Origin of the sequence: Leisingera sp., assembly GCF_034669605.1 — a bacterium.
Classification (GTDB): Bacteria; Pseudomonadota; Alphaproteobacteria; order Rhodobacterales; family Rhodobacteraceae; genus Leisingera.
The window spans coordinates 1-13678 of record NZ_JAXMOX010000124.1 but is presented as its reverse complement, the minus strand read 5'-3'; the positions used below and the strand labels follow the sequence as shown (position 1 = coordinate 13678).

The following is a 13678-nucleotide window of genomic DNA, read 5'->3' as shown; positions in this document are numbered from 1 at the left end:
CAGAACTCCCGCGCTGTAGTCTTTGCCGGCACCTTCACCGCTGGCGGGCTGAAAGTCGCGGTTGAGGACGGCAACCTGCGCATTGTGCAGGAGGGCCGCAACAAGAAGTTCGTCCGGCTGATCGAACAGATCACCTTTTCAGGACCTTACGCCTCGCAACGCTCGCAACCGGTGCTTTACGTGACCGAACGCTGCGTGCTGCAGCTGACGCCCAATGGGCTGGAGCTGGTCGAAATTGCGCCCGGCATCGACCTGCAGAGGGATATTCTTGATCAGATGGAGTTCAAGCCGATCATCGAGAATGTCACCCAAATGGATCCTCGCATTTTCCAAGATGAGCCGATGGGCTTGATGAACGACTTGCTGAACCTGAACCTGTCGGAGCGGGTCACCTATGATGCGGTTCGTCACACCATGTTCCTCAACCTCGAAGGCTGGAGCGTCAAGAAGAAGCGCGACGTCGAGGACCTCGCCCGGGTCCTGCAGGATGCCTTTGCCAAAAGCGGCGGGGATGTGAACATGGTGGTGAACCAGAACGGCTTCCGCATTGCCGAGGACCTGCAAGATGCCTACGCAGCCGTGGTCGGCCGGACACTGGAACGCCACAGCGCCTCGATCGCTCACTACACCACCAGCGCTTTCATGCGCCTGAAAATGCAGGGGACCCTCGCCAGCCGCGGAGTGCAGCCGCATATTTTCGAGAGCGGTGAGGAAGCGCATCAGGCCATCTGGGGATCCTGACAGGGTGACAGACTGCGCCAGCCCTTGCCGGGCTGGCCACCCGTCCGCACCAGCCCGTGCGCGCCGGAATGAAGCGGCCTGATCCCTCTTTCCTGCTGTTGGCTGACGCTCTGAAATTTTACGCAAAGGGTCAATAAGCCCTTGAGGCAGCTACGGTTTCCAAGGGCATCAGACCGTCGCCGGCTGACGAAAATCCGGGGGTGTGCAGATTTCTTGAAGAGAGCGGGTCAGGAACTGCATTTTTTTTCAAAAACCCTCTTGCACCCCCCAGCAACAAACTTTAGACAGCGCCTCACCGATGGGGTGTAGCCAAGTGGTAAGGCAGCAGTTTTTGGTACTGTGTATCGTAGGTTCGAATCCTACCACCCCAGCCAATTTTCTCTGAAAAGTCAAAAAAATAAGAGCTTTCCCAGGCTCAGCTTAGACTCTGTGTCTCAGCCATCTGAAACTGTGACACAGAGTGTAACACAATGCGTTGCGCGCTATGCACGCAAGCGGTCCGTCTCTCCACAAATCCAGTCGTCTGAAGGAGGGACATACCGAAGAGCACTTTCATCGTCAGGCAGGTCTGGATCGCGGCATCTCTATACTGCGGTTGCCGTCCACGCTTGCTCGTTGGTGGCGGCACCCAGGCCATCTCTGGATCGAACCAGATCGCAAGGGAGCCGCACTGCTTCAACGCTGCGTTGCAGGCCGGCCAGTTCTTGGTCTTGTAGCTCGGCGGGATGGGGCTGCCCATGAAAGCCGGCTACCATGCTGTATTCACGAGATGAATCCCTCATCCAGCCTTTGCGCAACAAAGCCATGCCGCATGAAAAATGGGGCGAAACCCCATGTGCCTTTGTCGAATTGGCCAAGGGGCAGGAGGCCGATGCGGATATACTGCGCAGCTGGTGCCGTGACCGACTTGCGCCCTATAAGGTTCCGGGCAGGTTCGTCTTTACGGCGATACCGAGAACCTCGACTGGGAAGATCCAGAAATTTGCCTTGCGCGAGCAGCCGAAGTGAATTGCGGCGCCCTGACCGCGCAAGCACCGGGCGTGTGTTTTCGATACTCTTCTGGGACGGCCTCCACTGGCGCCGCCCCCTTGTTCCCCATTTCGGTTCAGGGATCGATGCGGCTTCCGTCCCAGTTGAAACAGAGCCCGCTTTGAGAAGGGCTCAGGGCGTCGATCACGGCCATCATCCGGGAAACCGAATACTGCGGCGAAAAGCACTTATCCGGGGCGGCGTTGCGCAGAAACGGCTGGGACAGGCCGCTTTCCACTGTGCCGGGATGCAGCCCTACGGCAATGGCCTCGGGGTGGCGGCGGCGGATTTCAATCGCGGCAGTGCGGATGAACATGTTCAGCGCGGCTTTGGACGCCCGGTACGAATACCAGCCGCCCAGATGGTTGTCGGAGATGCTGCCGACGCGGGCGGACAGAGCGGCAAAAACCCCGCGCCTGTCACGCGGCAGCAAGGGCAGAAAGTGCTTTGCGGTCAGGGCCGGGGCCACCGTGTTGGCCGTGAAGAGCGCCAGGAGTTTCTCAGCGCTCAGCTCTCTCAGGGATTTTTCCGGCATGATATCCCCCGTATGCAGGATCCCGCCCGCCAGAATCACAAGATCAACCGCGCCTATCCCGGCGACCTGCTCCGCTGCGGCTTGCAAGCTGTTTTCATCCAGATAATCCACCTGCAGCGTCTGAACACCGGCCGGGGCTTGGGCTGCCGGACTGCGGGACAGGCTGTGTATGCGGGCCCGCGGGTATTTCTGCGCCAGTTCACTCAGGAAAGCTGAGCCGATCGCCCCGGACCCGCCGCTGACATCAATATTCTCCATGACCAGGCACCTTCTTATTGAGGGTTTGCGTTTGGTACGCTCCGTAAGCGAAAGCGGATCAGTCCTTGATGCCCTGGACGCCCAGCCGGGCTGGAGGGAGCCGAAAAAATCACGGCCGCCTATGATCCAACTTTCACACCGGTCCGTATGAGGACTATGCTGACACTAAACTTGGACAGACCGCCCGTTAAAAACGCTGTGCTTCGGGCATCCCTTGAGGACAAAGCAGTAGTGTCAAAAGAAAAAAACTACTCACAGCTTACTATCTGGTTACTGGCCGTGCGCGATCACCGCGACCGCGCAGCCTTCGGTGACATGTTTGATCACCTGGCCCCGCGCCTGAAGGGATTTGTGATCCGCTGCGGTGCCCGCCCCGCGCTGGCCGAAGAGATTGTCCAGGACGTTATGCTCACCATCTGGCGCAAGGCAGCGATGTTTGACCCGCACAAGGCGCAGGCGTCTGCCTGGATTTACCAGATTGCCCGCAATCGTCATATCGATATTGTTCGCAAGGAAAGCCGGCCTGTCCCCGATGAGCTGGGAGTAGATCCCGGTACAGAGCCCGATGCCAGCCAGATCCTGGCCTTGGAGCAGGAATCCCTGCACCTCAAGCAAGCCATCGCGCAATTGCACCCCGACCAGAAGGAAATGATCGAAAAGGCCTATATCGGCGATCTGACCCATCAGGAGATCAGCACCCAGACGGGCTTGCCGCTGGGTACAGTAAAGTCGCGTATCCGCCTTGGCCTTGGGCGGCTGCGCAAGGAACTAAAAGGATTGCGTTGAATGCCTGCAATCACACATCACATCCCCGATCCGATGATCGCGGCCTATGCGGCGGGCAGCCTGCCGCATGCTTTTTCCATGGTTGTTTCCAGCCACCTGTCCCTTTGCCGCGACTGCAAGGCAGCGCTTGGCGCGCATCAGGCGGTTGGCGGCGCGCTTCTGGAGGGGGCCGCCTGCGTGGCGATGCAGGAAGGCGCAAAATCGAACCTTCTGGCGCAGCTGGATGAGCCTGCAGCGCCGGAACCGGTCTATGACGCAAAGGGGATCTACCCTGGGCCGGTGATGCAGTCGCTTAAAGGGCGGCCGCCAAAGTGGCGCACGCTGGGCATGGGGGTGAAGCAGGACATCCTCTTCGAAGATGACTACGGCTCCGCGCGGCTGCTTTACATCCCCGCCGGCCAAGCGGTGCCGGATCACAGCCACAACGGGCTGGAACTTACCCTGGTGCTGCAGGGCAGCTTCAGCGACGAAACCGGGCGGTTTGGTGTCGGGGACGTCGAGATCGGCGACGAGACCTTGGAGCACACACCGGTTGCAGATGCTGGCGATCCCTGCATCTGCCTGGCAGCCACCGATGCACCGCTGCGGTTTAAGGCGCTGATCCCGCGCCTGCTGCAGCCGCTGTTCCGTATTTGACGAAGTTGGTTTGAGGCTGCCGCTGTTAACGGGCGGCCAGCCTTACTTCCCGCGGTAAACCAGCCAGTCGGGCAGCAGGTCAAGTGCCTTGATCGCGTAAGAAAATGGCCGAGGGAAATCCGTTCTGAACCGGTGCGATTGCATGGCGGCAACCACATGTCCGGCGGCGTCTTCCGGGTCCATCAGCTGCGGCATCTTAAAGCTGTTCTTGTCCGTCAGCCGGGTTTTGATGAAGCCCGGGTTGACCACGCGCACAGTGACGCCGCTATCCTTCAGGTCGTGGCGCATAGTCTCGGCAAGGCTGATCAGCGCAGCCTTGCTGGCGCCATAGCCGATCGATGCGGGCAGCCCCCGGTATCCTGCCAGGGAGCCGACCAGCGTGATATCACCCCGGCCCGCCTTGACAAATCCTGGGACCACTTGCCCCAGAACCCGCAGCGCGCCGGTGAAGTTCACGTCGCTCATTGCCAGCACCGCCTCGCTGTCCCAGTCCTGGGTGCGCATCGGCTCATAAGCGCCTGCGTTGTACAGGAGCGCATCAACCGGCCTGGCCTGCTGTGCGGCATTCGCAACCGACTCCAGATCGGTGACATCCAGCGGCACCGGCTCCGCCTGGCGCAGCTCTCCAGCCAGCTCGTTCAGCGCATCCTCCGACCGCGCCGACAGGATCAGCCGGGCGCCGGCCCGGTCCAGCCGCCGGGCAACCTCGCGCCCCAGCCCGTGGCTGGCGCCGACCAGCCAGAAAGTCTTGCCTGCGAATTGCGTCACGCGCCTAGCCTCCCGAAAACGTTGAACTGTCTGAAATCAGCGGTTCCGGCGGCGCGGGCTTTTTCAGGAAGGGCGCGCGCTTGACCCAAAGCTTCAGCGCCTGCCAGTAAATCAGCGCCACCACCCGCGCCGCCCCCAGCGGCCGGCGCAGCGCGGCCCGCGCCAGCCCGCAGGTGGTGACGGGGCGGCGCAGGCCGTTCAGCGTCGCCAGCACGCCCTCGGCCCCGTTGGTATAGTCAATCCGGATGTTGACGGCATCTTCAGTCATCCCGAAATTGAAACGGTAGCGCCCGGCCACCTGCTGGAACGGCGAGACATGCATCAGCTTTTCCGCATCGATCACCTCGCTGCGCTCAATCGGGCGGAAATCGGGATGGGCCGCGAAATAGCAGTGGCGGTGGCCGAAGGTGTTGTTCACCTCAGCGATAAAGGCACGCGGGCTGCCATCCTTGACCGCGATCCAGAAGCTGACCGGGTTGAAATGGAACCACAGGAAACTCGGCTGGGTCAGCAGCAGCAGCTGCGCGCCCTCCATAGGGAAACCGCGCCGCTCCAGCTCCTCGCGGAACCAGGCGACGCCGCGCCCGTTGCCGCGGGGGCCGCCGTGGCGGCGGTCGTGGATCGATAACAGGTTGAAGCGGTTGCGTGAAAGCAATGGCGGCGAGCCATGGGTCATGTCAGTCAGAATGTAGTCCACGCCGTAGCGGAAGGCATTCTTCAGGCTGCCCCGACGCGCGTGAAATGTCTGTGCTGCAATATGTTCGATCATACACCGGATACGCAGCCGCCTCTGCGCCGGATCACCCGCTAACACAGTTTTTTCGGGAACGAAGTGATCCGCATTCTTGCCGACGGCGTATCCGGTCTAAACAACAGCAAGGGAAAACCGACGCATGCTGGATCAAACTCAGGGACCACGCCGCAAGATTGCCATCGTGGGAGGCGGCATTTCCGGGCTGTCCGCGGCGTATTACCTGTCTGAACGACATGATGTTACCTTGTTTGAAGCGGCGCCCCGGCTGGGCGGCCATGCGCGCACCGTGCTGGCGGGAAAGAATGGCGATCAGCCCGTGGATACCGGCTTCATCGTTTTCAACTACGTCACTTACCCCTACCTGACCCGGCTGTTCCGCGAGCTGGACGTGCCGGTGATCAAGAGCGAGATGAGCTTTTGCGCCAGCATCGATGACGGTCGGCTGGAATACGGGCTGAACAGCCTGCGCATGCTGGCCGCGCAGAAGCGCAACCTGGTGCGCCCGCAATTCCACAAGATGGTCGCCGATATCGTGCGTTTCGGTAAACGGGCCGAGGCGGCCGCCACAGATGATGACAAGACCATCGGCGAGCTGGTGGAGGAGCTGGGCCTCGGGAGCTGGTTCCGCAATCACTACCTGCTGCCGATGTGCGGCGCGATCTGGTCGACTCCTGTCACCGACGTCGATGCCTTCCCGGCCAAGTCGCTGGTCCGCTTCTTCCGCAACCACGCGCTGCTGGCGGGCACCGGCAAACACCAGTGGTGGACCGTCGAGGGCGGCAGCATCGAATATGTCCGCCGTCTGGAAACCGCGCTGATTGCCCGCGGCTGCGAGATCCGAACCGGCTGCCCGGTTCAAAGTGTCATCCGCCGGGGCGGCCGTGTATCGGTGCAGGCGCAGGGGGCGGACCCGCGCGGTTTTGATGACATCATCCTTGCCTGCCATTCCGATCAGGCGCTGGCCATCCTTGGCGCTGATGCCACTCTGCCTGAGTCCACCGCGCTTGGGGCAATCCGTTATCAGCCGAACACGGCGGTGCTGCACTGCGACGAAGTCCAGATGCCCAAACGTCGCAGCTGCTGGTCCAGTTGGGCCTACCGCAGCCAGGGCGGCGGCGTCGGCGTTACCTACTGGATGAACCGGCTGCAAAGCATCCCGGAAAGTGATCCGCTGTTCGTGACCCTGAACCCCACCTGGCCCATCCCGGCGGACAAGATCTATGACCGGGTGGAGTTTTCGCATCCTGTTTTTGACAAGGCAGCCCTGCGCGCCCAGCGCCAGATCCGGGCGATGCAGGGACAGAACAACACTTGGTTCGCGGGCGCCTACAACCGCCACGGCTTCCACGAAGACGGCATCGCCAGCGCCATGCGGATTGTCCGCATGATGAACTCTCTCACCCCCTCTCTGGTCAAAGGAACAGATCATGGCATTCACGGACAAAGCCCTTCAGTCGGAATTTGTGACGGTCTGCGCGCGACTGCGTGAGGGGCGGCTGACGCTGCGCACCCCGGATGGCGCACGGTATGAATTCGGCGACCGCGGCCCCGAGGCCGAAATACAGATCAACGACTGGGCCGCTGTCTCCGCTATGGCGGCACACGGCCAGATCGGGCTGGGCGAAGCCTATGTGCAGGGCTTGTGGGACACCCCGTCCGTCGAGGGGCTGATGCAACTGGCGATGCGCAACCGCGAGCACCTGGGCAGCTACGATCAGGCCAGCCCGCTGAACCGGGCCAAGTTCCGCTTCGTCGACACCCTGCTGCGGGCAAATTCCAGACACGGCGCCCGCAAGAACATCCGCGCCCATTACGATGTCGGCAATGAGTTCTACCAGCTGTGGCTGGATGACGGCATGACCTATTCCTCCGGCCTGTTTGGCGCTGACGGCGATGATCTCGCCCAGGCACAAAGCCGCAAGAACGCCCGTATCCTGTCGCGGCTGGGCAGCGGCGAGCGGGTGCTGGAGATCGGCTGCGGCTGGGGCGGCTTTGCCGAACAGGCCAGCACCGAGGGCCGCGACGTGACCGGCGTCACCATCTCGCGCAACCAGCACAGCTATGCCGAGAGCCGCCTCGACGGGCGTGCCGACATCCAGCTGCGCGACTACCGCGATATCGAGGGCAAGTTCAACAATATCGTCTCCATAGAGATGATCGAGGCCGTCGGCGAACGCTACTGGCCCAGCTATTTCGCCAAGCTCAAGAACAGTCTGGCCGAAGGCGGCCGGGTGCTGCTGCAGGCGATCACCGTGCGGGACGACTTCTTTCCGGCCTACCGGACCTCCTCCGACTACATCCGCCAGTATGTCTTTCCCGGCGGTATGCTGCTGTCCGACCAGGTGATCGCGCAGCAGGCAAAATCGGCCGGGCTGCAGGTCGCGGACAGCTTTGCCTTCGGGCAGGATTATGCCCGCACCTGCCGGATCTGGGCCCAGCGCCTTGCCGTGCAGAAGCACCGGATCGCGGAACTGGGCTATGGCGAGGCGTTCTTCCGCAATTGGCAGTATTATTTGCAGATCTGTGCAGCCTCCTTTGCCATCGGCCACACCAATGTTGTGCAGGTTGAGCTGGCCCATGCGTAGGCTGCTGCTGACCCTTTGCCTGCTGGCGGTTCCGGCGGCAGGCTTTGCCTCCCCTGTGCAATCGCTGCTGCCGGGGGCGGAACAGCGCGGCGCTGGGACATTCCGGTTCCTTGGCTTTCCGGTTTATCAGGCCCGGCTGTTCACCAGGGGCGCCGCGCCCTTGGACTGGTCGCAGGATTTCGGCATCGAGCTGACCTATCAGCGTCGGCTGAGCCAGAAGGATCTGGTCGAGGCAACCCTGCGCGAAATGCGGCGGCTGGGGCAGCCCGCCCCGGCCCGCGCCCGGTTTGAGGCCTGTTTTCAGGCCGTCTCCCCCGGCGACCGGTATCTGGCCGTCAGCCAGGGACCTGACCGGGTGAAGTTCCTGCGCAATGGACGCACCGCCTGCACCCTGAGCCAGCCCGGTATCAAGCGCGGCTTCATGTCGATCTTTGTCGGCGCAAACACCCGCTCCGCTCGGTTCACCCGCGCGCTTCTGGGCTGAGGATGCTGTACCCCCGCGTCAGCCTCTATGCGATGATGCTCGCCTCGGCGGGGATCCCGCTTTATATTCACCTGCCGCAGTTTGCCTCGGTGAATTTGGGGATCGGCCTGGGGGCGCTTGGCGGCATCCTGCTGGTGATCCGTTTGTTTGATTTGGTGCAGGACCCGTTGATCGGCTGGGCTATCGACCGCTGGCCCGGGGCGCAGCTTTGGTTCGCGCTGGCGGCGACGGGTGGGCTGGCCGTCGGCTTTCCGCTGCTGTTCGGCCTGACGGCGGGCCCGCACGCGGTGCTTAAGCTGGTCTTGGTCCTCCTGCTGCTGTTTTCGGCCTACAGTCTTGGCATGATCCTGCTCTATGGCCGCAGCGCCACGCTGGCCAAACAATCCACCCCGCGCGAGCTGATGACGCTGGCCGCCTTCCGCGAGGCGGGCATGCTCAGCGGCGTGATTTTTGCCGCCATCGCACCGGCGGTTCTGGTGGCGCTCGGAGCCGCGGGCCAGGGCTATCCCGCCTTTGGCCTGACCCTCGGCGGCTTTGCCCTGTTCACCGCCGCGGCCACCCGGCCCATGTGGAGGCGCCCGGCTGTCACCGGCCAACCGCTGTCAGCCCTGGCCCTGACCCAGGCCGGCGCGGTGCGTCTGCTGGTACTGGCAGTGCTCAATAGCCTGCCGGTGGCGCTGACCTCCACCCTGTTCCTGTTCTTTGTCGAGGACCGGCTGAACCTTCCCGCCTACGCAGGGCCGCTGCTGGTGCTGTTCTTCCTGAGCGCTGGCCTCAGCGTGCCGCTGTGGGCGCGCCTCAGCCAGCGGATCGGGGCGAAACAGACGCTGCTGATTGCCATGCCGCTGGCCATCGCCAGCTTTGCCGGCGCGGCCTTTCTGGGGCCGGGCAGCGTGCTGGGCTTTGCGGTGATCTGCGCGGTATCGGGCGCCACCCTGGGCGCTGACATGGTACTGCTGCCCGCCATGTTCAGCATCGCGCTGACCCGCGCGGGCCTCAACGCCTCCGCCGCCTTCGGCATCTGGTCCTTTGCCGGCAAGCTGGCGCTGGCCCTTGCCGCCGCCCTGGCGCTGCCGCTGCTAGAGCAGCAGGGCTTCCAGCCCGGGGCGGACAACAGCGCCCGGGCGCTCAGCGCGCTTGCCCTGGCCTATGCCGTGCTGCCCTGCGTTCTGAAAACCGCCGCTTTCGCCTTTGCCCTGACCCTGCCATCAGAGAGAGCAACCGCATGAAACTCCTGACCCTTGCCCTTGCCATCATCGTGCTTGTGATGTTCGCGAAAACCTACCTGTTCAGCTTCCGTTTCCAGTCGCCGCAGGATTATGCGGACTCCGGCCCGCAGTTCATCCTGACCAAGCATCTGTCCGGCGAGATCCTGTCGGAGGGGGTGATTTTCGGCCCAACTGGCAAGATGACCAACAGCTTCACCGCCAAAATGGTGGGCGAATGGGACGGGGAAACCGGCACGCTGAGCGAAGAGTTCACCTATTCCAACGGCGTCACCCAAAGCCGGATATGGTTCCTCACCCTCGGGCCGGACAATACATTCACCGCTACGGCCGATGACCTGGCCGGAGAGGCCAAGGGCATCGTGTCCGGCTCCACCATGCAGCTGACCTACGAGATCATCCTGCCCGAAAGCGCAGGCGGTCACACCCTTAAAGCCACCGATTCGCTGTATCTCACAGCTGACGGGGTGATCATGAACAAGTCCGAGATGCGCAAATTCGGCCTCAAGGTTGCGGAACTGGTCGCCACCATGCGGCCTGCCAGCTAACCCCTGACGGTGATACCCGATGCCCCCATTTGACGATCAATCCGGCAGCCGCGGCCTCATCCTCATTCTGGGCGATCAGCTCAGCCGCAACATCGCCGCGCTCAAGGGCGCGGACCCTGACCGCGACATCGTCCTGATGGCGGAAGTTGCGGAGGAAGCCGGTTACGTACAGCACCACAAGAAGAAGATCGCATTTCTGTTTTCGGCAATGCGCCACTTTGCCAAGGCGCTAAAGGAGGACGGCTGGCAGGTGCACTACGTGCGGCTGGACGACCCGGATAACTCCGGCAGCCTGACCGGTGAAATCGACCGCCTGCGCGAGGCGCATCCATTGGCCCGCGTGGTTGTGACCGAGCCCGGCGAATACCGGCTGAAATCTGCCCTTCAGGACTGGGCGGAGGCGGCGGATGTTCCCCTGGATATGCAACAGGACAGCCGGTTTCTCTGCTCCCATGAGCGGTTTGGCGAATGGGCCGAGGGGCGCAAGCAGCTGCGGATGGAGTATTTCTACCGCGAGATGCGCCGCGAAACCGGGCTGCTGATGAACGGCGAGGATCCGGAAGGCGGCAAATGGAACTTCGATCACGAAAACCGCAAGCCCGCAGAGGACGGCCTGACGCTGCCGGAGCCGCCGCAAACCAGCCCCGATGAGATCACAGAGGAGGTTCTGGATCTGGTGGAGTCGCAGTTCGGCGACCACTTCGGCACCCTACGCCCGTTCTGGTTTGCAGTGACCCGCGAGGATGCGCTGGCGGCGCTGGAGCGCTTCACCGGGGAGGCGCTGCCGAATTTCGGCGACTACCAGGATGCGATGCTGGAGGGGGAACGGTTCCTCTACCACTCCGTCCTGTCTCACTACATCAATGCGGGTCTGCTGGAGCCGCTGGAGGTCTGCAGCCGGGTGGAGCGGGCCTATTACGAAGGGCACGCGCCGCTCAATGCGGCAGAAGGTTTCATCCGCCAGATCATCGGCTGGCGAGAATATGTACGCGGGATCTACTGGCTCAACATGCCGGGCTATACCGAGCGGAACTTTCTGGAAGCCACCCGCCCCCTGCCCGGCTTCTACTGGACAGGCGACACAGACATGGCCTGCCTGGCTGCCGCCATCAACCATACCTGCGACGAAGCCTATGCGCACCACATCCAGCGGCTGATGGTGACGGGGAATTTCGCCATGCTGGCGGGCGTCGACCCGCATCAGGTGCATGAATGGTACTTGGCGGTTTACGCCGACGCCCATGAATGGGTCGAGGCGCCCAACGTGATCGGCATGAGCCAGTATGCCGATGGCGGTCTGCTGGGCTCGAAACCCTATGCCGCCAGCGGCAACTACATCAACAAAATGTCGGACCACTGCCCAACTTGCCGCTATGACGTGAAGCGCAAGACCGGTGAGGGAGCCTGCCCGTTCAACCCGCTCTACTGGGACTTCCTGGCTCGCAACCAAGCCAAGCTGCGCGATAACCCTCGCTTGAGGCAGGTCTACAGCACCTGGGACAGGATGAGTGCCGGACAACAAGACGAATATCTGGAAACTGCCCGGCAGGTGCTGGAGCGGAATTGTGACGAATAACATTGCCTTATATCATTGCGCCCGTTGAAGGATCGCGTTTCAATCGGCAACTCTGTAAGTGCTGGGGAATTCACCTTTTGGAATTCTGGCCATTAGTCGAAATATCCGCGTCTTGGATGCTGACACATCCAAGGACGAAATTTTCACCTGATCCACCGGCCACTTCGCACTCGCAACGAATGGCTTGTGTGGATAGCTCCAGCATTGCAAGGCATTTTGATTTGGTTTCGCACTGGTCAAAAGCAGACGTGTGTCCGGCCTCACATGATGATGTCTCCGTCAATGGTATTATTTCTTCATCGGCGCTCGAGGTGAGCTCTCTTTCGGCAGACCCTTGTCTGCAAACCTCACATCCGGCGGGACCAGCATCCCAACCACTGTCCCGCATTCGGGACCGGAGAACTCCAAAAGAACGGCACCACTCTGTGAAAACGGCATCTATTGTGCCACGCCGGACAACGGCGACGTTCCCTCGGTCACCAAGCCGCCATGCCGTCGCAAAGCAGCCTGATCTCATTAGCTGTCAGGCGGCGGGTCCCAAGGTCGCTCCGTGTGGGACCACTCCATCAGTGGCGAACCGCCAAAGGGCAATCAGCAGCTTTCGGGCAAGCGCAACGATCATCACCTTACGCACACGCCGGCCGGTCTGGCCTGTTCGCTCCCGGAACCAGGTAACCTGCGCGGCACCGGGCTGGTAGCGTAGCCAGAGCCACGCCAGTTCGACCATCGTCGTTCTAAGCCGCCTGTTTCCGGCTTTCCCGATCCCTTGCTCACGCTCTACTCCACCGCTGTTGTAGGGCGTCGCCGTAAGACCAGCATACGATCCCAACGCCTTGCCATTGGCGAAGTGGCGCACGAAAGCCTCGCGAACCAGCACGGTGGCGCTCTGCACCCCGATACCGCGTAACCGGCAAAGCTGCTGGATCATTTTTCCGGCCTCATCCGCAGCGGGTTCCTTAACCACGGCATCACGCTCCCGTTCCAGCTGAGCGATCTGGGTGAGCACGAGCTCGAGCCTGCTCAATAGCCGGTCAATCTTTGCAAATGCGTTCGGCGGCAGCGGCTCACCGAGCCCGGTGCGCAAATCCATCAATCGATGCCGGCGACTCTGGAGGAGCGGATTGTAACCCTCGACGCCTAATGTCGCCAGTACGGCGCCGATCCGGTTGGTCAGGCTGATCCGCTCGGAGATCAACTCCGTTCGCTCGCGGATGCATCGCCGTGCATCCTCGTCGGCTTCGTCCGCGATTGGCACCATGGAACAGACCCGCGGTTCTCCGCGAAGCCACGCCATCAGAGTGCGGAGAAGCAACTCGGCATCTATACCATCGGATTTGGCGCGGCGCATGCGGCGATCAACTGGAACACTCGAAGGCTGGACAACGTGGACCTCCACGCCCTTCGCGATCAACCATCGCGCCAGCCAGAATCCGGACCATCCAGCTTCATAAATCGCGATCACACGATCGACTCGAGAGCCAGCGGCGGCGGCACGGGTCCGATACCCATCGATTGCCGTTTCAAGGGCCAGCTTATCAGGTGCGATCATAGTTCTGGTCTTAGATTGCGGCAGACCAGGCACTTGTGCCGCCAGGACCCAAGACTTGCTGCTCAACTCGATCGCAAGGACAAGCGTGCGGTCGTATTGAACAGATTTCGGCGTATTGAGTGAGTACGACATGACCAGTTCTCCTATCATTGGCATGGCGCAGCCTATCCGCTCTGCGCCACTAATCATGGGATCTGTTTGCG

The 13678-nt window shown here is 61.9% G+C and carries 12 protein-coding genes, 1 tRNA gene and 3 pseudogenes; 11 read left to right on the top strand and 5 right to left on the bottom strand.

All coding sequences use genetic code 11. The annotated features are described in order from the left end of the window. Positions 1 to 741: pseudogene (locus VOI29_RS15410) on the top strand (acyl CoA:acetate/3-ketoacid CoA transferase); the annotation flags it as partial. A gap of 299 nt (positions 742 to 1040) precedes the next feature. Then, positions 1041 to 1115 (top strand) — tRNA-Gln (locus VOI29_RS15405). A gap of 131 nt (positions 1116 to 1246) precedes the next feature. On the opposite strand, the pseudogene VOI29_RS15400 reads toward VOI29_RS15405, so the two are convergent. Beyond that, positions 1247 to 1480, bottom strand: a pseudogene (locus tag VOI29_RS15400) (transposase); the annotation flags it as partial. Positions 1481 to 1542: 62 nt separating this feature from the next. On the opposite strand from VOI29_RS15400, the pseudogene VOI29_RS15395 reads away from it, so the two are divergent. After that, positions 1543 to 1749, top strand: a pseudogene (locus VOI29_RS15395) (AMP-binding enzyme); the annotation flags it as partial. 97 nt (positions 1750 to 1846) lie between these two features. Here the strand turns inward: VOI29_RS15395 and VOI29_RS15390 are convergent. Next, the gene (locus VOI29_RS15390) at positions 1847 to 2563 is read right to left on the bottom strand and encodes an SDR family NAD(P)-dependent oxidoreductase (RefSeq protein ID WP_323780418.1); all 717 of its coding nucleotides are present in this window, start codon (positions 2561 to 2563) and stop codon (positions 1847 to 1849) included. Between the two features lie 156 nt (positions 2564 to 2719). Here VOI29_RS15390 and VOI29_RS15385 point away from each other — a divergent pair, with 156 nt between their 5' ends. Both VOI29_RS15385 and VOI29_RS15380 read left to right on the top strand, forming a co-directional pair. Further along, a complete protein-coding gene (locus VOI29_RS15385; RefSeq protein WP_323780415.1) occupies positions 2720 to 3349 on the top strand; it encodes a sigma-70 family RNA polymerase sigma factor in 630 nt (209 codons plus the stop codon). Then, positions 3350 to 3985: a ChrR family anti-sigma-E factor gene (locus VOI29_RS15380; RefSeq protein ID WP_323780413.1), complete on the top strand. Its 636-nt coding sequence runs from the start codon at positions 3350 to 3352 to the stop codon at positions 3983 to 3985. A gap of 42 nt (positions 3986 to 4027) precedes the next feature. Here the strand turns inward: VOI29_RS15380 and VOI29_RS15375 are convergent, their stop codons facing one another. Next, complete coding sequence (locus tag VOI29_RS15375) at positions 4028 to 4753, bottom strand: SDR family NAD(P)-dependent oxidoreductase (protein ID WP_323780410.1); 726 nt, start codon at positions 4751 to 4753, stop codon at positions 4028 to 4030. Between the two features lie 4 nt (positions 4754 to 4757). Continuing rightward, positions 4758 to 5522 (bottom strand): DUF1365 domain-containing protein, encoded by a 765-nt coding sequence (locus VOI29_RS15370; protein WP_323780407.1) that lies wholly within the window; start codon positions 5520 to 5522, stop codon positions 4758 to 4760. Between the two features lie 124 nt (positions 5523 to 5646). On the opposite strand from VOI29_RS15370, the gene VOI29_RS15365 reads away from it, so the two are divergent. From VOI29_RS15365 to VOI29_RS15340, 6 genes are read left to right on the top strand one after another with little or no spacing between them, the layout of a single operon-like run. After that, positions 5647 to 6996: an NAD(P)/FAD-dependent oxidoreductase gene (locus tag VOI29_RS15365; protein WP_323780405.1), complete on the top strand. Its 1350-nt coding sequence runs from the start codon at positions 5647 to 5649 to the stop codon at positions 6994 to 6996. Continuing rightward, complete coding sequence (locus VOI29_RS15360) at positions 6935 to 8092, top strand: cyclopropane-fatty-acyl-phospholipid synthase family protein (protein ID WP_323780402.1); 1158 nt, start codon at positions 6935 to 6937, stop codon at positions 8090 to 8092. The genes VOI29_RS15365 and VOI29_RS15360 overlap by 62 nt, the downstream gene beginning before the upstream one ends. After that, entirely contained in the window at positions 8085 to 8576 is a 492-nt protein-coding gene (locus VOI29_RS15355; RefSeq protein WP_323780398.1) for a hypothetical protein, read from the top strand. The genes VOI29_RS15360 and VOI29_RS15355 overlap by 8 nt, the downstream gene beginning before the upstream one ends. 2 nt (positions 8577 to 8578) lie before the next feature. Beyond that, positions 8579 to 9805 carry an MFS transporter gene (locus VOI29_RS15350; RefSeq protein WP_323780396.1) on the top strand — a complete coding sequence of 409 codons (1227 nt, stop codon included), beginning with the start codon at positions 8579 to 8581 and terminating at the stop codon, positions 9803 to 9805. Next, entirely contained in the window at positions 9802 to 10350 is a 549-nt protein-coding gene (locus VOI29_RS15345) for a DUF3833 family protein (RefSeq protein WP_323780392.1), read from the top strand. The genes VOI29_RS15350 and VOI29_RS15345 overlap by 4 nt, the downstream gene beginning before the upstream one ends. Before the next feature lie 19 nt (positions 10351 to 10369). Continuing rightward, positions 10370 to 11926, top strand: a complete 1557-nt coding sequence (locus VOI29_RS15340) for a cryptochrome/photolyase family protein (RefSeq protein ID WP_323780389.1) — start codon at positions 10370 to 10372, stop codon at positions 11924 to 11926. Between the two features lie 523 nt (positions 11927 to 12449). On the opposite strand, the gene VOI29_RS15335 is transcribed toward VOI29_RS15340, so the two are convergent. Beyond that, entirely contained in the window at positions 12450 to 13607 is a 1158-nt protein-coding gene (locus tag VOI29_RS15335) for an IS110 family transposase (RefSeq protein ID WP_323780421.1), read from the bottom strand. Between the last annotated feature and the right edge of the window lie 71 nt (positions 13608 to 13678).